Origin of the sequence: Leptolyngbya sp. FACHB-671 (assembly GCF_014695745.1) — a bacterium.
GTDB lineage: Bacteria > Cyanobacteriota > Cyanobacteriia > Elainellales > Elainellaceae > JAAUTN01.
Window position 1 is genome coordinate 40,319 of sequence record NZ_JACJOV010000160.1, and the last position, 21,120, is coordinate 61,438.

At 50.2% G+C, this 21,120-nt stretch carries 19 protein-coding genes and 1 pseudogene; 13 read left to right on the top strand and 7 right to left on the bottom strand.

What is annotated here, in order from left to right; all coding sequences use genetic code 11:
* Window positions 1–35 precede the first annotated feature (35 nt).
* The 11 genes from cpcB to cpcG4 all read left to right on the top strand — a co-directional run bounded on the left by cpcB (window position 36) and on the right by cpcG4 (window position 8,377).
* Window positions 36–554 (top strand): C-phycocyanin subunit beta, encoded by a 519-nt coding sequence (gene cpcB / locus H6F93_RS29850; RefSeq protein ID WP_190643941.1) that lies wholly within the window; start codon window positions 36–38, stop codon window positions 552–554.
* 146 nt (window positions 555–700) lie between these two features.
* The gene (gene cpcA / locus H6F93_RS29855) at window positions 701–1,189 is read left to right on the top strand and encodes a C-phycocyanin subunit alpha (RefSeq protein ID WP_190689100.1); all 489 of its coding nucleotides are present in this window, start codon (window positions 701–703) and stop codon (window positions 1,187–1,189) included.
* A gap of 143 nt (window positions 1,190–1,332) precedes the next feature.
* Window positions 1,333–2,208, top strand: coding sequence for a phycobilisome linker polypeptide (locus tag H6F93_RS29860; protein ID WP_190689104.1), 876 nt, complete (start codon window positions 1,333–1,335; stop codon window positions 2,206–2,208).
* Window positions 2,209–2,328: 120 nt separating this feature from the next.
* Window positions 2,329–2,571 (top strand): phycobilisome linker polypeptide, encoded by a 243-nt coding sequence (locus H6F93_RS29865; protein WP_190643938.1) that lies wholly within the window; start codon window positions 2,329–2,331, stop codon window positions 2,569–2,571.
* A 188-nt stretch (window positions 2,572–2,759) separates the two neighbouring features.
* Window positions 2,760–3,083 (top strand): rod-capping linker protein CpcD, encoded by a 324-nt coding sequence (gene cpcD / locus H6F93_RS29870; protein ID WP_190689106.1) that lies wholly within the window; start codon window positions 2,760–2,762, stop codon window positions 3,081–3,083.
* A 56-nt stretch (window positions 3,084–3,139) separates the two neighbouring features.
* Window positions 3,140–3,979, top strand: a complete 840-nt coding sequence (cpcE, locus tag H6F93_RS29875) for a C-phycocyanin alpha-cysteine-84 phycocyanobilin lyase subunit CpcE (RefSeq protein WP_190689108.1) — start codon at window positions 3,140–3,142, stop codon at window positions 3,977–3,979.
* Window positions 3,980–4,054: 75 nt separating this feature from the next.
* Window positions 4,055–4,735: a C-phycocyanin alpha-cysteine-84 phycocyanobilin lyase subunit CpcF gene (gene cpcF / locus H6F93_RS29880; protein WP_190689110.1), complete on the top strand. Its 681-nt coding sequence runs from the start codon at window positions 4,055–4,057 to the stop codon at window positions 4,733–4,735.
* Between the two features lie 70 nt (window positions 4,736–4,805).
* Complete coding sequence (gene cpcG1 / locus H6F93_RS29885; RefSeq protein ID WP_190643934.1) at window positions 4,806–5,639, top strand: phycobilisome rod-core linker protein CpcG1; 834 nt, start codon at window positions 4,806–4,808, stop codon at window positions 5,637–5,639.
* 83 nt (window positions 5,640–5,722) lie between these two features.
* Entirely contained in the window at window positions 5,723–6,463 is a 741-nt protein-coding gene (gene cpcG2 / locus H6F93_RS29890; protein WP_190689113.1) for a phycobilisome rod-core linker protein CpcG2, read from the top strand.
* 164 nt (window positions 6,464–6,627) lie between these two features.
* Window positions 6,628–7,365 (top strand): phycobilisome rod-core linker polypeptide, encoded by a 738-nt coding sequence (locus tag H6F93_RS29895; protein WP_190643932.1) that lies wholly within the window; start codon window positions 6,628–6,630, stop codon window positions 7,363–7,365.
* 253 nt (window positions 7,366–7,618) lie between these two features.
* Window positions 7,619–8,377, top strand: coding sequence for a phycobilisome rod-core linker protein CpcG4 (gene cpcG4 / locus H6F93_RS29900; RefSeq protein WP_190643931.1), 759 nt, complete (start codon window positions 7,619–7,621; stop codon window positions 8,375–8,377).
* Between the two features lie 142 nt (window positions 8,378–8,519).
* On the opposite strand, the gene H6F93_RS29905 is transcribed toward cpcG4, so the two are convergent.
* On the bottom strand, window positions 8,520–9,131 hold the full coding sequence (locus H6F93_RS29905; RefSeq protein ID WP_190689116.1) for a hypothetical protein: 612 nt from the start codon (window positions 9,129–9,131) through the stop codon (window positions 8,520–8,522).
* A 674-nt stretch (window positions 9,132–9,805) separates the two neighbouring features.
* Between H6F93_RS29905 and H6F93_RS29910 the strand changes: the two genes are divergently transcribed.
* Window positions 9,806–12,505 carry a tetratricopeptide repeat protein gene (locus H6F93_RS29910; RefSeq protein ID WP_190689120.1) on the top strand — a complete coding sequence of 900 codons (2,700 nt, stop codon included), beginning with the start codon at window positions 9,806–9,808 and terminating at the stop codon, window positions 12,503–12,505.
* Between the two features lie 541 nt (window positions 12,506–13,046).
* Here the strand turns inward: H6F93_RS29910 and H6F93_RS29915 are convergent.
* The 5 genes from H6F93_RS29915 to purE all read right to left on the bottom strand — a co-directional run bounded on the left by H6F93_RS29915 (window position 13,047) and on the right by purE (window position 18,772).
* Window positions 13,047–14,351, bottom strand: a complete 1,305-nt coding sequence (locus H6F93_RS29915; RefSeq protein ID WP_190689123.1) for an FMN-binding glutamate synthase family protein — start codon at window positions 14,349–14,351, stop codon at window positions 13,047–13,049.
* Between the two features lie 196 nt (window positions 14,352–14,547).
* A complete protein-coding gene (locus tag H6F93_RS29920) occupies window positions 14,548–15,261 on the bottom strand; it encodes a GltB/FmdC/FwdC-like GXGXG domain-containing protein (RefSeq protein WP_190689126.1) in 714 nt (237 codons plus the stop codon).
* A 60-nt stretch (window positions 15,262–15,321) separates the two neighbouring features.
* Window positions 15,322–16,050 (bottom strand): class II glutamine amidotransferase domain-containing protein, encoded by a 729-nt coding sequence (locus H6F93_RS29925; protein WP_190689129.1) that lies wholly within the window; start codon window positions 16,048–16,050, stop codon window positions 15,322–15,324.
* Window positions 16,051–16,456: 406 nt separating this feature from the next.
* Window positions 16,457–18,244 carry a M61 family metallopeptidase gene (locus H6F93_RS29930; RefSeq protein ID WP_190689132.1) on the bottom strand — a complete coding sequence of 596 codons (1,788 nt, stop codon included), beginning with the start codon at window positions 18,242–18,244 and terminating at the stop codon, window positions 16,457–16,459.
* A gap of 9 nt (window positions 18,245–18,253) precedes the next feature.
* Window positions 18,254–18,772 (bottom strand): 5-(carboxyamino)imidazole ribonucleotide mutase, encoded by a 519-nt coding sequence (gene purE, locus H6F93_RS29935; protein WP_190643921.1) that lies wholly within the window; start codon window positions 18,770–18,772, stop codon window positions 18,254–18,256.
* 90 nt (window positions 18,773–18,862) lie between these two features.
* On the opposite strand from purE, the gene nagA reads away from it, so the two are divergent.
* Window positions 18,863–20,059, top strand: a complete 1,197-nt coding sequence (nagA, locus tag H6F93_RS29940) for an N-acetylglucosamine-6-phosphate deacetylase (protein ID WP_190689135.1) — start codon at window positions 18,863–18,865, stop codon at window positions 20,057–20,059.
* 74 nt (window positions 20,060–20,133) lie between these two features.
* On the opposite strand, the pseudogene ftsH2 reads toward nagA, so the two are convergent.
* Window positions 20,134–21,120, bottom strand: a pseudogene (ftsH2, locus tag H6F93_RS29945) (ATP-dependent zinc metalloprotease FtsH2); the annotation flags it as partial.

Below are 21,120 nucleotides of genomic sequence, written 5' to 3' on the forward strand. Positions count from 1 at the left end.
ACCGAACTCAACCAAAAAAGTAGGAGATTGAGTCCATGTTAGATGCATTCGCTAAGGTCGTTTCTCAAGCTGATGCCAAAGGTGAATTCCTGAGCAGCTCTCAGTTTGACGCTCTGTCAAACATGGTGAAAGAGGGCAACAAGCGTTTGGATACCGTTAACCGCATCACCGGTAACGCTTCCACCATCGTTGCAAATGCTGCACGCGCTCTGTTTGAGGAGCAGCCTCAGCTCATCCAGCCCGGCGGAAATGCCTACACCAACCGTCGCATGGCAGCTTGCTTGCGCGACATGGAAATCATCTTGCGCTATGTCACCTACGCTGCTCTGGCTGGAGACGCTAGTGTTCTAGATGATCGCTGCCTCAACGGTTTGCGTGAAACTTATCAAGCACTGGGTGTACCCGGTGGTTCCGTTGCTGCTGGCGTCAGCAAGATGAAGGAAGCTGCTATCGCTATCGTGAACGACCCCAACGGTATCACCAAGGGTGATTGCAGCGCTCTCGTATCTGAGTTGGCAAGCTACTTCGATCGCGCTGCTTCTGCTGTTGGTTAATTCCACCAGTGCTCTCCTTTAAGGAAACGGCTACGGCTTGAGCTTGAGTCTGGAACAACGGGCAACAAGCTAACGCTATAGCTGAATCTAAATAGCCATTTCATCGAAAACTTTGAAGGAACATATCTTAGGGAGATATCTCAACTATGAAGACCCCCATTACCGAAGCGATCGCTGCTGCTGATACTCAGGGACGTTTCCTGAGCAACACTGAGCTGAACCAAGTATACGGTCGCTATGAGCGCGCCGCTGCTTCTATGGAAGCTGCTCGTGCATTGACCAACAATGCTCAGAAGCTAGTTGATGGTGCTGCTAACGCGGTTTACCAGAAATTCCCCTACACCACCCAACAGCAAGGTGCTAACTTCGCCGCTGACTCTCGCGGTAAGTCCAAGTGCGCTCGTGACATCGGTTACTACGTTCGCATCATCAGCTACGCACTCGTTGCTGGTGGTACCGGACCTATCGATGAGTTCCTGTTGGCTGGATTGGATGAGATGCACCGCACCTTTGACCTATCCAACAGCTGGTACGTTGAAGCGCTGAAGTGGATCAAGGCAAACCATGGTGTTACCGGTCAGCCCGCTGTCGAAGCAAATGGTTATATCGACTACGTGATTAACGCCCTGAGCTAGTCTCCAGGTCTATTGCCCGGAAGAATAAGCGAGTGTTGGCAAGTTGGCTGGCAGTTGTTAATTTTTCCGGGCATTGTTTTTCTCATTTTGATGATAAAAATCTTCAAACACGTTGTTCAAATTGTTGCTTCGGGAGAATAGGCATGAGCGGTTTAGTTGCGTCTAATTTGTCAGCCGCAGGAAGACTTGGTCTTTCTGCATTTGATGCTTCCAGGGTAGAACTGCGCCCCGATCGGACAGAGGATGATGTGCGCTCAGTGATCAATGCAGCGTATCGTCAGGTCCTTGGCAATGACTATATTATGGCGTCAGAACGTCTGACCAACGCAGAGTCTCAGCTTCGTCAAGGCAATATCACCGTTCGGGAATTTGTCCGGGCGATTGCCAAGTCAGATTTATACAAAAACAAGTTTCTTTTCCGCAATTCCAATACTCGTTTCATCGAGCTGAATTACAAGCATTTGTTGGGTCGTGCGCCTTACACCGAAGATGAGGTGAATTTCCATCTCAATCTTTACAACACCAAAGGCTATGACGCTGAAATCGATTCCTATATTGATAGTGTTGAATATGAGAACAGCTTTGGTAACAACGTTGTTCCCTACTACACTGGCTTTTCAGTCGATGCAGGCGTGAGAACCACTGGTTTTACTCGCATGTTCCGTCTCTATCGGGGATATGCAAATAGCGATCGCTCTCAGGTAAGTGGCAGAAGCCCTCATGTCTTCCGTGAACTTGCTCAAAATCGGGCCTCTAACATCGTCAAGCCTACCGCTAGCGATCATAGCGGCGGATACCATGGTGCTGGCTCGACCGACACTCCCTCCAAGGCGCTGGGCGGCTCTTTTGGTGAAAGCGGCAAAATTTATCGTTTGGAAGTTGCTGGCATTGTTCAGCCTGGTTATCCCAGAGTGCGTCGCAGCAATGTTGCTTACCTGGTGCCCGTTGAGCAAATGTTGCCCAGAATGCAGCAAATCCACCGTATGGGCGGCAAGATTGTCAGCGTTACGCCTGCCTAAACCGTGCTACCCATCCTGACGGTAATGTGAGGGTGGGTTCTGCTTATCTTATTCCAAGCAATTCAGACGGACTTCGCTCAACAGCGTATTCCCCGTAGTCATTTGGAGGTATTTCACACGATGTCTAGTAATGCTAGTTTTAGCGCCATTTCTAAGGACGCAACTCCAACCGCGTGTCTGGGTGGTTCCTGGGATGAAAGTGGTCGCATTTATCGGCTTGAAGTGACTAACATTCTTCAGCCTGGATATCCCAGTGTGCGTTATAGCACGACAGCTTTTCTAGTGCCTTTTGAGCAAATGCTACCGAGAATGCAGCAGATCCACCGCATGGGCGGCAAGATCGTCAGCGTTACACCTGCCTAGTTTGCTGCAACTCGTCTGCATACTTCCCAATAGCACTCAGTTCTTAGTAGAGATACGGCAACGAATAATCTGCGAAGCTGAGTGTTATTGGTATGTGTGGTGAAAGGTATTACATAGAGCCTTTTAGTTCTGGATGTGAGACAAATTTATTGTCTCTTGAACACTTAACATCAGGAGTTTCGCCCGTTATGTTTGGTCAAGCAATCCAGGGAAGTAACAGTTTTACAGATAGCGCAGCCCGCATGTTTTTGTTTGAAGTTAAGGGCTTGCGTCAAACCTATCAGTCTGACAAGTTGAGCTATCCGATTCGTCGCAGTGGTAATGCGGTTGTTGCGGTTCCTTATACCCGCATGAACGAAGAGATGCAGCGGATTAATCGGTTGGGTGGCACGATTGTCAGCATCAAACCGTTGACTCATGACGCTGAAAATAGTCATGGAGCAAAGCAGCAAGCTACTGCTGCTCATGCTGATGCAAAAGTTGCTCACACCGAGAAGTCATCGGAGGGTTAAGCAACCTTCGATTAGGGAGTGATCCCGCCTCTGTCTCTGCCCCTTCGTTTAGATCAATGTCAGAGTTAACTCAATCACACTTTGAATCTGAATTAGAGCCGCCTCATGGTGAACCGTTAACGGTAGAAACGGCACTTGCCAACCTAACTCACGTAGATGTGAGCCTGCGATATTATGCTGCCTGGTGGTTGGGCAAATTTGGGGCGGGAAGTCCGGGCGTAGTGGAGGCGCTGATCGCGGCTCTTCATGATGAGGACGATCGCACTGAGCTAGGAGGTTATCCTTTGCGGCGCAATGCGGCTCGTGCCTTGGGCAAATTGGGCGATCGCCGCGCAGTTCCAGAACTCCTTCAAGCTTTAGAGTGTTCTGACTACTATGTTCAAGCGGCAGCGGCCCAATCTTTGGGAATGTTGGGTGACCCAGCCTGCATTTCAGCGATGATGAGTGTGCTGTCTGGGGGAGTAGAATCGGCTCAATTAATGCCTGGACGACCTCATTTAGCCAAGCCAGTTGAAGCTGCCATGGAAGCTCTAGAAGCTCTACGAGCAACTGAGGCAGCTGCTTTGATTGAGCCGTTTTTGCAACACCCCGTTCCACGGGTGCAATATGCTGCGGCACGGTCATTGTACGTGCTGACGCAACACCCCGCTTACGGAGAAAGGTTGGTGCGATCGCTATCCGAAGCAGATCTAAAGCTGCGTCGTAAGCTATTGCTCGACTTAGGTGCAAGTGGTTATCTACCGGGTGCTGAGGCGATCGCCCATGCCAGCGTTGAGAATAGCTTCAAAATGATTGCTTTGAAAAGCCTGCTAGAGAGCAATCTCAAGCAAACAAACCCCGTCGCCTTGTCTCCTGCGGCTACCCAGGTGATGACGCTGATGGATGCGTTGCTATAGACGAGTAAACCGTTGTTTTGACTGGCTGTCTTAATTTCCTGCTTCGACTCTTTCTGTGAAGTTACGGGTGATCTGATGATCGTGACCAAGGCTGTTGATGCTTCTGAACTAATTCGAGCCGTTGAGCAAGCCGATTCTCCCAATCGGTTGGTGGCGGCTGTGAACACATTGGCAACTTCAGGTCTAGAAGCAGGCATTCCAACCCTAATTGCCGTGTTGGGATACAACAACCCCGAAGCCGCCAGCGTTGCCGTTGAGGGGCTAATTCGACTGGGCGATGTTGCGGTTCCGCCGCTGATTGAGCAGTTGGATGAGTACAACTATGGGGCACGAGCCTATTCTTTTCGGGCGTTGGCGGCGATCGCCGATCCCCGCGCTCTGGAGGTGTTGCTCAGTACGGCGGAAACCGATTTTGCCCCCAGCGTTCGTCGGGCAGCAGCTAAGGGACTGGGAAGCCTGCGGTGGGAGAAGCTGCCAAAGGGCGATCGGGCGATCGCTCAAGACAGAGCATTGCAGACGTTGCTGACGATCTCTCACGACCCGGACTGGGCAATTCGCTATGCCGCGATTGTGGGTTTACAGGCGTTGGCGATCGCCAGTAGCAACCCATCTCAGTCGTCCCAGTCTCAGCTCAGTTCAGCGATTCTAGAGCGGATTCTAGAGCGATTAACTGCAATGGCAGACGATCCAGATTTAGCAGTTCAAGCGCGAGCTTGGATGGCTCAACAACAGTTAGAACATCTGACTGCACCTTGATGGCTGTCCGTGTTGCTCTACGGCAGTCTCGCTTTTTATGTATGCATTTTAGTTAAAGGTACTTAACCTTATGCCTCTTCCCCTCCTCGAAATTACCCCCAAAACTCAAAACCAGCGCGTTAATGGCTACGACATCCCCGATGAAGATGATTCACCTGTTTATCAGTTAACGGGCACCACCCCGGATACAGGCGTGGATGCCATCATCTGGGCATCATATCGACAAATTTTTAGCGAACATTTGATCCTCGAACAATATCGTCAACCCGCGTTGGAATCGCAATTCAGAAATCGAGTGATTTCAGTGCGAGAGTTTGTTCGTGCTTTGGGTAAAACCGATGTCTATCGGGAATTAGTTGCCGATACCAACAGCAACTATCGCCTAGTCGATATTACCTTCAAACGGTTTTTAGGTCGGGCAAGCTACGGCAAAGATGAGCAAATTGCCTGGTCGATTGTGATTGCTACTCGCGGGCTACACGGATTTATTGATGCCGTGGTCGAGAGCGACGAGTACCTGCAAAACTTTGGAGAATATACGGTTCCCTATCAGCGTCGTCGTATGGAAGGACGTCCCTTCAACCTGGTGACTCCTCGCTATGAGGATTACTGGCGTGGTCGCCTGTTGGATATGGAACTGGCAAGTCGTTCTTACTTCCAGGCGCGGAGTTATGGTGCTGGTGCATTAGATAAGAAAATCATTCGGCAGGCTATTCCGGCTGGCTTCTTAAACATGGCTCAAAGCCTTTTGCCACCTCAACTCGACAGCCAGCGGCACGTTGCCAGAGCATCATCGGTCAAGGTTCCTGATTCAACTCGTGAAGCTGCTCCTTCACAAGTTAGCGTGAGGCGAACCAGTGTTGCTCTACCTTACCGCTACATCCCCACAAATCCAAGGGTCTAGTTAGGAGTTAATTGTTCGTGCATGCCCATGAACAATTAACTCCTAAAACTCGTTTCCTGCACAGTTTTCTAGAGGATCTTTCCATGCCAATTCCCTTGCTTGAGTACAAACCTTCTTCTCAAAATCAGCGTGTAGCTGGCTTTGAGGTACCCAACGAAGATACCCCACGCATCTACCGGTTAGACAATGCAACCTCCGATGGTGAGTTTCAAGATCTAATCTGGGCAGGTTATCGTCAAGTGTTTAGCGAACACGAAACGCTGCAAAGCTACCGCCAGAAAACGCTAGAAACTCAGCTTAAAAATCGCTCGATCTCTGTGCGAGACTTTATTCGAGGTCTGGCAAAATCTGACGTATATCGCCGCCTGGTAGTTGAAACCAACTCAAACTACCGCGTTGTAGAACTCACCCTGAAGCGCTTACTGGGTCGGGCACCCTACAACAACGATGAAAAAATTGCCTGGTCAATCAAGATTGCGACGACCGGATTTGAAGGTTTTGTGGATGCCCTCGTTGACAGCGAAGAATACACGACTTCCTTCGGTGAGAGCATTATTCCCTATCAGCGTCGGCGCTACAAAGATCGTCCGTTTAACCTGGTGACTCCTCGTTACAGCAACTACTGGCGAGATAAGCAAGAGGAGGAACGCTACAAGTGGGGAGATGTTAGGAACTTCCTGGATTTGGCGCGATCGCTCCAAATCAAACCCGTTAACTTTGTCCAGGTAAAAACTGACAACATTAGCATCCCCGATACGACTCGCAAGGATACTTCTCCCGTGCCCGCTTCGATTAACTCTGCCGCAGGTTTCCCCTGCCGCTAGAGTGCCGTGAGTACTTCGTGTATCAGCATGAGCCAGATCCTCTAGGCTTTAATGGTTGATTTTTCGGGTACAAAAAACCGAAAAATCAACCCTTTCAATCCGCTTTAAAACACATCCTAGATTAGGTTTGGCAGATATCAGAATCCTATTACAGGAGGTTGAAAATGTCTTTACCGCTACTTGAATATAAACCAACGACACAAAACCAACGAGTTTCTAACTTTGGTGTTGTCGATCGGAACGAAGAAACTCCCCATGTTTATCAGCTTGGAGAAACTCAATCTCCCACTGATGTTGAAGCGTTGATTTGGGCTGCTTATCGCCAAGTCTTTAATGAACAGGAAACGCTGTCGTTTAATCGGCAAACTGTTTTAGAAACGCGGCTTAAAAATCGTTCGATCACGGTGCGAGACTTCATTCGCGGATTAGCAAAATCAGAGCGTTTCTACAGGCTGGTGGTTGAGCCAAACAACAATTACCGTTTGGTAGAACTGGCGTTAAAGCGGCTATTGGGTCGTGCCCCCTACAGCAAAGAAGAGGAAATTACGCTGTCTATTCAAATTGCTACCCAAGGGTGGAATCAATTTGTAGACCTGTTGCTGGATGGTGAAGAGTATACTAAAGCCTTTGGCGACAACATTGTGCCCTATCAGCGCAAGCGGATGGGAGAGCGTCCCTTTAGCTTTACCCCGCGCTATGGCGCTGACTATCGCGACCAGCTACCTCCAGCTAGACCCTACACGCCTGCAAATCAATTCAGTCTTGACTTTGACCGTCCGTTCAACCTTCAGACATTCCTCAAGTCCACCAACTGGGGTCGGGTTTCTGGCGTGTTGATCGTTCTGACGCTAGGATGTGCATTCTTGCTGGCACTGAGTGCATTCTCAGGTTCGGCAGGTTAGGGATTTCCTGGATTGAGACTGATTGAAGCTGAGCAAAACTGAGCGAAATGTTGAGAATTGCACCATTGGGTTGAAATTTGCTTACAAAAAATGCAGTTCATCACATAACCAGTCAACAAAACACGGGATAATAAGCCCAAAGAAGTGTTGGTCTGAATCAATCCCTAGCCCAGACTGTCTATCGTAAGTGCTGCTCCGCAGTTGATATTTCAGACAACTTTTACACCGCACAATACAGAAGGGAGACATTAGCATGGCATTGCCGTTGCTCGACTATAAACCATCGAGTCAGAACCAAAGGGTTCGCAGCTTTGGCATATCCGATCAGAACGAAGATACCCCCTACGTTTACCGAATTGAGGACGTGAATTCTCCATCAGAGTTGCAAGCTTTGGTTCGAGAAGCGTATCGGCAAGTGTTTAATGAACAGCTTTTGCTCAGATTTAACCGCCAGATTACGCTAGAAACCCGCTTGGCAAACGGCTCCATTACCGTTCGTGATTTCATTCGTGAGTTGGTGAAGTCAGAGCGGTTCTATACCCTGGTAGTTGGCGTTAATGATAACTACCGCTTGGTGGAAATTTGCGTCAAGCGGTTGTTGGGTCGTGCTCCTTACAATCAGGAAGAGAAGATTGCCTGGTCAATCAAGATTGGAACTTTGGGCTTCCACGGGTTTGTTGATGCGCTTCTCGATAGTGAGGAGTACATCCAAGCCTTTGGTGATTCGATTGTTCCTTATCAGCGCAAGCGGATGGAGAAGCGTCCCTTCACCTTTGTGCCTCGCTACGGTGAAGACTATCGCGAAGTTGCAGGAACTGCTAAAACCGACTGGCGGATCACCCTGGAGAAGTTCTACACGCTCAAATTCCAGGAGCGCAGTCTTCCCGAAGGCGATCCTCGCAAGTTCCGCGCTGTGGCGGCAGCGATCGCACCCAAAATCAACTACGCTCAGCGCACCTCTGCGTTTGACATCGACTATCTCAACAAAGTCCCAGTTCGCGGTCGCCGTTAGACCCTCAGCAGCCTAGCTGCAATTTCTGTAATTTCAAAGTAGGGGCAAAGCGTTTGTGTCGAAGATGGGTGGTGATAGCCATTCATCCTCATCACAAATGTTTTGCCCCTACTGTGTGTTTATAGTGCTGTGTTACTTGCTTCTACCGAAACTGGTGGCGTAGTAGCCATTGCAGACAAATTCCAGTAACGATGCCATAGGTCAACCAACCCGATCCATAGGACAGTGCAGTTACGAATGTTCCTGACAATACTCCTGGCTGTATGACATATGCGACAGCCGAACCGCTCGCGCCTTGTAACGCACCACCCAAAGCGCTAACAGGAAGCCACCAGTACGCTTTGCGAACAGCTCGCCACAAAATTGGTAACTGGGCGGCTCCCAAAATTGCCAGCACAACGAATTCACCAACCAAATTCATCCAAAAAACTTGCCACGCGCCCAGCCTGGTTAAGAATTGAATGATCGGATCAAGGACTACATCCAAACTCACCATCAGCATCAGTCCAAAAAACCACCCTAACGTACTAACCGCTATCCACCAGAAGGATTTGGGAATGTAGTGGCGCAAGATCAACCATTGAGCTATGCCAATAAACAAACCTGTAAAGAACACAGTCGCCAGGAATTGAAATCCTGACGCTTCCAATGCTCCAACGAGCGCCCCGGCAATTCCAGTTGCCACCGCCCACCAGAGCCAAAAGCGAGGAATCGCCAACTGTGGTGTTTTACCCTGCTGTTCATACTGCCCCATAATGCTTCCCTCAGAGTTGCAACTTCAACTCCACGACTGTATTGTTTAGCCCAATCCAGTTTGAAGGCAGCTTTTCTTAGCAGAAGTCTGAATAGAATGCTTCAGCCTTTCAAACTGGTCGGTCTATTAGCATTTAGGGATCAGAACGAAGCAATCGGTGAGCTAAAAAAACAGTTTGTGGTTAGGCACACTTGTCCGTCTAGGTGTGCAAATTGTGTGTCACCCACCAACAGAGAACACCGCCATCACCAAAATCGACAGCAGTAAGCCGGGGGTCAGCAGCATAATCAATGTCAACAGTTCACCTTGTTCCATAATTAACTCCTCTTTCAGTGTGCAGTTTGAGCAGTGGCTGTTTGAGTTTCCCTCAATTTTGGCTTACCCAAGCGAGCGCCACACTATCCCAACTACCCTGATCATGCCTGATGATTCTGCTAATAACAGGGGCTAATGCTTAAACAAATCAGAATTCTTAAGGACAATACGGAGACTATTCTGAGTAAAGGTAGCTTGTCCTCCGTAAATTCCGGCTTAATATCTTTTGCCGTAAAGAATTTCCTGATTGCTTCGCAAACTGATAGAAGATTCGAGTAAATTGTCTCGATCACCAGAACGGATATCTGCATTCTGACGGTTGAGTCGCATTCACTCTTATTCTTCAGGTCAGGGCATCCTTGAAAAAACGTCACTGGTTAGAACTAGTTGAGTCGTTATCGCTGGTCGGCTTAGGGGTTGGATCGGTTGTCTCCCTCATGTCCAAGCAGGTTTTGTTTGCATCCACGCCGCTGTCTGTGCTGGTGCTGCTAAACCTGATTAACCGTCGGCGGTTTGAAGACCAGAGCGAACAGAATACGGCGATCGCCCTCTCCAAACTCGATCGCCGTGTGTCAAAGCACATTGAGTTGCTCAACCAGCAGATGATGTCGCTGCCCACCCCAGAAGCGATTGGCAGCCTGAAGAAAACAGTTACTCGCAACAACCGCGAAATTTTAGACAAGCTGGCTAGCGAAGTTGCAGAAATTCGGCAAGAGATTCAGGATCGGCTTGACCCCATTGAGCAGCAGGGCATTCAACCGCTGCGGCAAGAAATTTACCAGATTCATGAGCAGTACGCTCAGCTTTCAGATACCTTGGCGGGGGTTACTAACTACCTGCAAAAGGCTTCTCCTGCCAATCGGATGGAGGAAGTAGAAGGGGCGATCGCCCAATTTAAAACAGAACTGGTGCAAATTCGGGTGAATTTGCAAAACCTGACCAATTTGACCAAACCCAGCATTGTTTCCCTGCGGGATCAGGTGTCTCACCTCAATCGGCAGTTTCAAAAACTACCGCCACCTGTTGACTCCACCTCTCTAAAGCAGGAAGTCGCAGAACTGATCAAAATGGTTTCTACCCTGGTGCCCAAACGGGATTGGTCAGTACTCATGGCTGAAATGAAAGAGATGCAGCAGCAGCAAGAAGCGCTCAAGCAATCTCTCTCTGCGGTGGAAGCCACTGCGCTTAACCTGAGACGGCAAGTTGAGAAACCCATCCAGATTGCCGACCCAACCGCAACGCTTGAGCTAAGATATCCGCCGCCCTTTACCCCACCTGCCCAGGCAGAAGATCCGGCCGCGACCCTGGAGCTGAGCTACAATCCCCTGTTTGACAGCTTGCCCCGATTTGACCAAACGGTCTACAACAATTCGGTTGATGACCCCGCAGCAACTCTGGAGTTGGGTTACATTCCCCCAGATCCGACGAGCGACCTGGAGGAAAGTCTGGCTCGCATCGGGCCGTCGATGAATGGGCTGATGCCCTCTTTAACCTTTTCTGATTTGTTTTCAGAGGCTCAGGTGGCAATGACTGCCTATCTAAATGGCTTACAGAATTCTGATCTAGCCTCTTCAGAACTCTACATGCAAGCTGAAGGCGCAATGACTGCTTACTTGAGCAGCATCCAAGAACAGTTTGCCTCGCTGCAACAGTTTACGCAAACCCTAGCAGAACAGCACAAACAGCTTCAGGAACAGGTGAGTCATTTGCCTCCCTCTGAAGATGCGGAGATGATGCGTCATCATTTGGAAGATCTGACGGTTGGCTTGGCGGCGCTTAAAAACAACTCAAAAAGTTTTCAGACGCGAGTGGAAGCTACATTGCATCAGGAGTTGGAGGGGGTGAATCGTCACCTTCAGGCTTTGCCAACGGGGCTTCAGTATGAGTTGATTTTTGATCTAAAGTCTCACCAGTCCAGCATGAATGGAAAGAGTGTTTCTAAGAGCCGTGCCATTCTGGAAGAGGCGCTGACTCAGACTCAAGAGCGACTGATTTTAGTCTGGCAATGGTTGGCGCAGTCGGGTTTGGATGACGGGCTGATGCAAAAGTTAGAAACCTTGCTCAGTCAGAAGCGCCAGCTTGATGTGGGCTGGTGTCACGTGGCTGACCGCAACGAAGTCCAGTTTCTCAGCAGCATTAATCAGCAGTGGTCGATCGACCCAATTCAGCGAGGGGCAATTCAGGAAACGCTGCACAAGCTCTTGCAGCTTAAGCGCAACTACCCAGATTACTTTCGCTTTAAGGTTTTGGGAGCGCGGGAGAATTTTTTGGTTTCAGATCAATCGTTTGCTTTGTTGGGAGTAGATGAGGTGCTGACGACGACAACGGTGTTGTCAAATCTGGAGCTAAAGCTGCGAACGACTGACCCTGAGGTGATCCAGAAGCTGACTGAAAGTTTCGATAGTCCAACACTTGACCCTGAAGATGTCGCAGCTCACTGGAATCGAGCGGTAACGCGCTATAGGCTGGGTGACAAGGCTGGGGCGATCGCCGACTTCGACAGTTTGATTGCCCTTACCCCACGCGATGCAGCAGCCTACAATGGTCGGGCGTTGGTGCGCTATGACCAGGGCAACAAGTCGGGCGCGCTGGCTGACCTGAGCGAAGCAATTGTGCTAGATCCTCGTTACCTTGCTGCCTACTGCAATCGTGGCTTTATTCGGGTGGAAATGGGCGATCCCTATGGGGCGATCGCGGATTATAGTTTGGCGATCCAGATTCAACCCAACCCAATCGTCTACTTTTATCGCGGCATGGCTTGCCAGAAGTTGGGCAATCCTCAAGCGGCTGTTGCAGACTACTCAGAGGCGATCGCTCTGTCACCCAACACTGCGATTGTTCACTATTATCGGGGCATTGCCTATCAGCGATTGGGAAATCGAGGAGGGGCGATCGCTGACCTAGAAATTGCCGCCAAGCTATTTACCGAACGGGGCAGCAAAGCCAATGCCCAAAAAGCACTCAGCAACATTGCCAAACTGCGCCAAGCTCCAACTTCCAGTCCTGTCCGTACCACCGCTATCAATCACAGCATGGTGCCAGAAGCGTTGAAGCGTTAGATCAGTAACTTTAAACGTAGAACGAGTAATCATCATTACTCAAAGCAAGTTTTCAGGCTTTGCTCTAAACGAGATCAAACACTCGATTGATACTTAGAGAAACGTTGCGATGCTGACATCTGAAAAATTGAAAGTAATTGACCTTAAACTTGAAGGAATTAATGAAAAGATGCGGCAGCTTGAAGAGGTAAAGAATTACCTATTTGCTAAACGTAATCGTGTTACTCAAACAACTTCAAGCTGAACGCTATCCTTACAGCAAAATCAAGAGCAGCAAAAAGCCTAAAATGGGCAAACCAGATTCAACAAAAACTTCAGTTGTGAAATTCTCTGTAGCGGAAGTTTGCGATTTCATTAGTCAGTTCTCCTTCCATTCCCGTAAAATTTGACGGATAGCTATGCCGTTTAGGGCATTAACTTGGAAAGCAAGAGAACAATTAATTTATGAACCTTCTCTTTGAGCTTTCCTGCTTATCTGGAACTGACTACATCACCAATTTTGCTAGCTCCGGATCGTACATAAATTGCAATACAAATAGCCTCATTGCCCCATAACAAAATCCGTTCCTGCTAAAGGCAATTTGGACATTGCCGAAGCCTCTAAAGTGAGTGCAACTAAATCTTCTCGCTCCAAATTGTGAACGTCAGACTTGCCGCAGGAACGCGCCAGACTTTGAGCCTCCATCACCATTGCCTGAAGGTAATTTGCAACGTGAGTTGCGGCTTCTTCAACGGGTAGACGCGCCATCAGGTCTTCATCCTGGGTAGTAATGCCGACCGGACACAATCCTGTGTGACAGTGGTGACAGTGATAAGGTTCTGTGCCGAGTTTGTGATAGCTTTCCACGTAAATGGGTTTGTTGCAGCCCATTGCGATCAGGCTGGCTGTGCCAATGCTGACGGCATCTGCTCCTAAAGCCAAGGCTTTGGCGACATCGGGACCAGAACGAATGCCGCCCGAGATCACAAGCTGAACTTCTCCATACATACCGCTTTCCTTCAGCGCCTCGACTGCCTGCACCAGAGCAGGAAGCGTAGGAATTCCAGAGTGTTCCTGAAAAATGCTTTGGGTGGCTGCCGTGCCGCCTTCCATGCCGTCTAGTACGATTACGTCTGCGCCAGATTTGATTGCCAGTTTGACATCATCTTTGACGCGGGTTGCGCCAATTTTGACGTAAATGGGAATCTCCCAGTCGGTGGCTTCGCGCAGTTCTTCGATTTTGATTCGCAGGTCGTCGGGACCGATCCAGTCGGGGTGGCGAGAGGGCGATCGCTGATCCACTCCTTCCGGCAACGTCCGCATTCCGGCCACAACCTGATTCACCTTTTGCCCCAGCAACAAGCCGCCACCACCCGGTTTAGCGCCCTGCCCTACCACAATTTCGATCGCATCTGCTTTCTTCAAATCCTTAGGGTTGAAGCCATAGCGCGACGGTAAACACTGATAGACCAGCTTAGATGAGGCTTCTCGCTCGTCGGGCAACATGCCGCCATCGCCTGTGGTGGTAGAAGTTCCCAGCCAGGTTGCAGCCCGACCGAGGGCAACTTTGGCGTTGCGGGACAGTGCTCCAAAGCTCATTCCGGCGATCGTAATCGGAATTTCTAACTCCATCGGGCGCTTGGCGTGACGAGTTCCCAACACCGTTTTAGTGCTGCACTTCTCCCGATATCCTTCTAGTGGCAGGCGAGTCAGAGAGGCAGTGAGAAAAACCAGATCGTCTAACCGGGGCACATTACGGAATGCACCAAATCCGCGAATCATATAGCGTCCCAGTTCTGCTCGTTCCTGGATGGCTTGAATCACTTCAGGGTTAAAAGTACTGCTGGTGTTGAGAACAGGTTCCATTAGAAGTTCTAAGTTAAAAATTCAAAAGGATTAACGAGAGGTCACGTAAGTTGGGTGAAGCAAGGCGAAACCCAACAGCAATGTTTGGCAAGTGTAAGGTTCATCGATTTGCTTAAGCCGGTAGGGGCTGACCATCGCGAAGATTTAAATTTGTTGGTTTCGCTGCGTTCCACCCAACCTACAGAATGCGATCGCTTTAATATGCGTCTTTCCACTTGCTGAAATCTTTGGCTTTGAAGTGATATAGCTCCTGAGCGCAAACTATCTTTTTGAACTCATAAGCTTTGGCATCCAGACCCAGAGGGTGAAGTTCTTGGGTGAGCAGTTCCCAGTCCTGAGCGGTCATGGGTTCAAGTCGAGCATCCGCACCTAGGGATTTGATTGTGCCGCCGACAAAGATTTGACCGTCATAAATAGAGTCACCCAGATTTTCGCCTGCATCACCGCAAATGATAAATCGTCCCTGCTGCATCATGAAGGCGCTGCTATGTCCGACATTGCCGCTGACGATCAGGGTGGCTCCTTTGAGTGAGATGGCGGCGCGAGGTCCAGCATTTCCCAGGATGCAAATTTTGCCACCGTGCGCCGAGGCTCCAGCGTTGGCGGAGGCATTTCCCTGGACGGTAATTTGCCCAGACATCAAATTTTCACCGACTGACCAGCCACAGGAACCGTTGATTTCAATCGTTGCTCTATCACACAAGCCGCCGCAGTAGTAGCCGACCGAACCTTGAAAACTAATAGTGATCGGATGTTCCAGGGCGATCGCCAGATTATGTCGTCCTGCCGGATTCACCACTTCCACCTGCTCAATTCCCTCAGATGCCAGCGCTTTTAGCTGCTGGTTAATTTCACGGGTGGTTAACTTTGCACAATCCAAAACTGTCTTAGAAAGAATCGTCTCAGGCATCTCAGCAAAAGAATGAAGATAAAACAACCTAATCCCTAATCCTTAATCCCCCAGCCCTTCCTAGCTCCTAGCCTCTAAAAGCTCACGAGTCACTGCAACAGTTGACCAGATGTTAATTTCACCTGCATCTGGTTCACGGAGGGGCACGGTTGGGTCAAAGTGGGGCAATGTGAGCAGGGCGCGATATTCGGAGGCGATCGCCACCATCTCAGCTGTTTCGTAAACTACGGCAGGTTTGGCGGCGTACTTATCGCGCACTAGTGCAACTTTGTTGGGTGTTGCAACTAAAAAAGTGTAGGTTCCATCGATGTCACGCAGAAGCTTTTCCAAAGCAGCTTCTAGCGGTTCGCCTAGGGAAAGCTGGTGGTGAATGTAGTGGGCGATCGCTTCTGAGTCATTGTGGGTTTCAAATACTACGCCTGCCTGCTCTAACTTAAACCGCAGCTTGTAGTAGTTAGAAATTTGACCGTTATGGACAATCGATAGCCCAGAGCCAGGGGTAAAGGGGTGGCAATGATTGGTATCTACGACAGATTCTGTTGCCATGCGCGTATGTCCGATACCATGACTGCCGCTGACATCGTAAAGTCCATACTTTTTCGCCAGATTATTAACCGCACCTACTTCCTTGTAAATTCCTGGTTCCTGGGTGTCCGTGTCACTGTATAGGGCAACCCCACAGGAATCTGGGCCTCGGCTCTCTAAGGGTTGAATCAGGGACAGCAAATCCCGTCCAAGGTTTTGGTAAGAAGCTGGATTATGGTAGATGATGCCTGCAATGCCGCACAAAGCTGCCTCCCGATTGGTTTTTGCTGCAATCTATTTGAGTAATGGGCAACGATGGAAAAACGAGGCGGACAAGCTTCAGTAAAGGGCACATATCTAAATGAACCGATTACTTGAATGCCCGCCTCGCAATGACCAACATGTTATGAGAATGAGGAACGTCTCAACTCGTTATAACAAGTACGGTGGGGGAGGAATTGTGTAGTCTGTGACTGTTTTTATCTTTTAGTTTTTTGGGGAAATATTTCTCAATCCAAATCCCTTTTGGGGGCTAGCCCCCAAACCCCCACCAATGCGAAGCGCCACGTCCCCCATCCACCATCCGCAAGGGATGGTGGATGGGGGACGTGGCGCTTCGCATTGGTGGGTGGCAGGTTTTTTTTAAGTGCTGGGCAGTGCAAATCGTGGCTCAAATTTCTTTGAGGGATGCGCCGAGCCAGCCGGAGAAGTTTTTCTGCTGTGTTTTTGAGGGATTTTCGCTCGCCTTGATCTGATAGCGCGAGGGGCGCGGGGCTACAAGCTGAATGGGGTGTGTGAGCAGTTGGTCCTGGTGGAAGAAGGTGAGGTGAATTACCTGGTTGGGCTGATAGTCTTTGAGGCGATCGCTCAGTTGCTCTGCTGTGACCCGCAGTCCATCGATCGCTAACAGTTCGTCACCGGGGTCGATACCTACCTGATGGGCTGGGGAGCCAGCTTCGACGAATTTGATCATTTCCCGTCCGGCTTCTGTCTTTACGGTGATTCCCAGGAAGGGGGGCTGTTCGTCTTCGCCTTCGGACTGAAGCTGGAGTCCAAAGGGTTCTAGATACTGGTTGAACGGTAGCTCTTCGGTGGTGTTGAGGAAGCGATGGAAGAAGTCTGACAGGTCGGTTTCGGCGACTGATTCGATCACAGATTGAAGCTGTTCAGGGGTGAAGCCGGTCTCGGATTTGCCGAACTGATTCCACATTTGGCGCATCACTTGGTCGAGCGATCGCCCATTCCCATGCTTTGCCCGAATCAGCAAATCTAGCAGCAGCGATACCATCTCACCTTTGAGGTAATAGGAAATTTGTACGTTGTCGCTGTTGGCATCGCGGCGGTAGAGTTTGATCCAGGCATCAAAGCTCGATTCGCCAAGCGGCTGCACCAAACGACCGGGAGTTTGCAGGAAGCGGGTAATGCCTTTGCTCAGTTCTTTGATGAAGAATGAGATATCGTAAATGCCAGCTCGTAATGGGATGAGGCGATCGTAGTAGCTGGTGGTGCCTTCGCTAAACCAGAGGGAAGGCGTGTAGTTTTCTGCTTCGTAGTCAAACACTTCTAGCGCTTTCGGGCGAATTCGTTTGACGTTCCACAGGTGAAAGAATTCGTGGGCAACAAGCTGCATAAAGCGGTTGTATCGTTCTGGCGAGCGGAAGCCCAAACGCGGATAGTTGAGTGAGCAAGAGTCTTTATGTTCTAATCCGCCAAAGCCCTGAGCAGAGAGGTGCAAGAGGAAGAGGTAGCGATCGTAAGGCAATCCCTCAAACAGATCTGCCTCGACCTGAATGATCTTGCGGGTGTCTTCAACAATTTGCTCTGGCTGGGCGTTACCCTGTCCCCAAATGGCTAGCGCATGGGGTTTTCCCAATGCTTCAAACTCATACACCTGCTGTTTCCCCACTTCGAAGGGACTGTCTACCAGTGTGTCAAAGTCAGCTGCAACAAATGTATTTGCTTCTGACGCTGTTGGTAAGGGTGTGGAAACCTGCCAATCTGGTTTGGGTGGAATGATGGTGACTTGAATCGGTTTATGCTCAAATCCTGGCAAATAGAAGCAGGTCGCGGCTGGGTTAAAGTAACCGTGAGTTGTGTCCAAATGATTGGTTCGCACGGATAGCTCATTCGCAAAAATACGGTAGCGCACAGTAATTTCTGATGTGCCTGCCGTTTCGACCTGCCAGTGGTTTTTGCTCTGCTTTTGCCAAGCTAACGGTTTAGCTGAGTCGGTTGTCTCAGCAGTGAAATCCTGAAGGTGTCTGGCATATTCTCGCACCAGATATGATCCCGGTGTCCAGACGGGCATCTTCAAATCCAGCACGTCTGTCTGCCAGCCTTTGATCTGGAGCGTGATTTGAAACAGGTGAGTTTCAGGCTGCGGCATCGCTACCTGATAGTGAATTGTCAGGTCAGCGGCGGGCTTGGCAGCAGGGCGGATTTGAGTAGCTTCTGTCATGTCGCGTCTTCAGGATTCTGCAAGATATTGTCGATAGCCTATCTCATCTAACCTAGCTTGTTTGTCCAGAACCAGGTTGTTCAAATCCTGGCGATAGCGCTGCACTTTTTCTAGCAGTTCGGGTTGATGGCTAGCGAGGATTTGCACGGCCAGCAGTCCGGCGTTTTTGGCATTGCCGATCGCCACGGTTGCCACGGGAATTCCGGCAGGCATTTGCACAATCGAGTAGAGCGAATCTACGCCCTGAAGATGGCGACTGGCAACAGGTACGCCAATCACGGGTAGTGGAGTTAGAGCGGCAACCATTCCTGGTAAGTGGGCGGCACCGCCTGCTCCAGCGATGATCACTTTGAGTCCACGTAGATGTGCCTGTTTTGCGTAGTCCACCATGCGTTCTGGGGTGCGATGGGCAGAAACGATCGCCACTTCACAAGGAATCTCAAATTCTTCGCAGATGGCGATCGCTGCTTGCATGGTTGGCAGGTCGGAGTCGCTGCCCATGATGATACCAATAGGGGATGGGGTCATAGGATGAGGGGGTGGGGGATGGGAATAAGACAGGGGGTGTGCGAGGATCTGAAAGAGGTTTCAAGAACTAGTCCCTACAGCTAATCTCCCATGCCTGACTATTCTCTGGATATTATCAATGCTCGATTGGTTGGCTACCAAGAGCTTTACCGAATTTGCATTCGTCAGAGCAAGATTAGCACTGCTGCACCGATGGCTACGGGTGTTAAGCAGTTCCCGCCGTCTGATCTGCGGGTGCTAGATGTAAAAGGAGACTGGATTTCGCAAGGTAGCATTGATTTACAAATTAATGGCGCGTTGGGGTTGGCATTCCCTGACCTAAATTTGAATCATCTCGACCAGCTTGCAGAAATCTGCCGTTTCCTCTGGACACAAGGCGTGGATGGGTTCCTGCCAACCCTGGTGACGACCTCGATTGAGAATATTGGGCGATCGCTCCACACTATCGCTACTTTTCTAGAACAGTCCCAGCCCGATCCACAATCTGCCCGAATTTTAGGGGTTCACTTAGAAGGTCCTTTTCTTAATTTAGAGAAGCGAGGTGCCCATCCTAAGGAATATTTGCTGCCGTTGCAGCTAGATCAGGTCAAGCGAGTGCTGGGCGATTATGCATCCCTTGTGAAAGTGATCACGCTGGCTCCAGAACTTGACCCTACTGAGACGGTGATTCCTTTCCTCAAATCTTTGGGAATGACGGTTAGCTTGGGGCATTCTCAGGCAACCGCGGTTCAGGCTCAGGCTGCGTTTGACCAGGGAGCCTCTATGGTGACTCATGCCTTTAACGCCATGCCTGGATTACATCACCGTGAACCAGGACTGTTGGGGGCAGCATTGCTGCATCCGACCGTCTACTGCGGCTTGATTGCAGACAGCCAGCACGTTTCTCCACTCATGGTCGATTTGCTGCTGCGGGTTGGACGAGGGACGCGATCGCCCATTCCCCACGATTTGGGCATCTTTCTGGTTAGCGATGCGCTTGCACCGCTGGGTTTGCCTGACGGCACTTATCCCTGGGACAACCGCGAAATTGAGGTGCAAGACGGCACAGCACGGTTAAAAAACGGCACATTAGCAGGTACAACGCTGCCCTTGCTGGTAGGAGTGCAGAATTTGGTGAAGTGGGGCGTTTGTGAAGTGGGAGAGGCGATCGCCCTGGCAACGACAGCCCCTCGACGGGCGATCGGTCTGCCAACATTACCACCATTAATCGCAGGTCAGTCCGCTGATCTGCTGCGCTGGCACCTGAAGCAACCCGAAGAATTAGTCTGGGAGCGAATGAGTTTCTAATCCCCACAAAGCAAAGAGGGGGGCACCAACGGTGCCCCCCTCTTTGCTTTAAAGCGGACTTTTCGAGGTGAAAATTAGAGCTGTGGCACGTATTGCTCTTTCTCAGGAACCTCAGCGTATTCCGCGACGATTTGGCGGAATTCTTCACCGTCAATGGTTTCCTTTTCGATCAGCAGGTCTACCAGGCGATCGATTACGGCGCGGTTGTCGCGGATGATCCGGCGGGAATCGTCATAGCAATGCTCGACGATGGTGCGAACTTGAGCGTCAATCCGGGCGGCGATCTCATCAGAATATTCTGAGCGAGACATCCAGTCACGTCCGAGGAAGACTTCTCCCTGCTGGCTTTCCAAGGAAAGTGGTCCAAGGTCAGACATGCCGAAGCGAGTCACCATTTGTCGCGCCATATTGGTCACCTGCTGCAAGTCGTTGCCTGCACCTGTGGTAACTTCAGCATCGCCAAAGATTACATGCTCGGCAGCTCTTCCACCCAGTGCTCCAGTGATTCGAGCCATCAGCTGAGAGCGAGAAATCAAGCCCTGCTCTTCATTAGGTGTGAACCAGGTCAAACCCTGAGCTTGACCGCGAGGAATCAGCGTTACTTTCTGCACCGGATCGTGTGCTTTCAGCAAGGTGCCAACGATCGCATGTCCTAACTCGTGATAAGCAATCAGTCGCTTGCTCTTACTGTCTACCAACGGCGTACCTTCCATGCCTGCGACAACGCGGTCTACTGCATCGTCGATTTCCAGCATGGTGATTGCTTCTTTGCGGCGACGGGCAGTTAAGATTGCTGCCTCGTTCAACAAGTTAGCAAGGTCGGCTCCGGTGAATCCGGGGGTGCGACGGGCGATCGCCTCCAGGGAAACTTCCTGAGCAATCTTCTTGTTGCGTGCGTGGACCTCTAGCACTTCCAGGCGACCTTTGATGTCGGGTGGATCGACGGAAACCTGACGATCAAAGCGACCGGGACGCAGCAAGGCAGAGTCAAGGACATCAGGACGGTTGGTTGCGGCAATGATGATGATGCCGGTGTTTCCCTCAAACCCGTCCATCTCGGT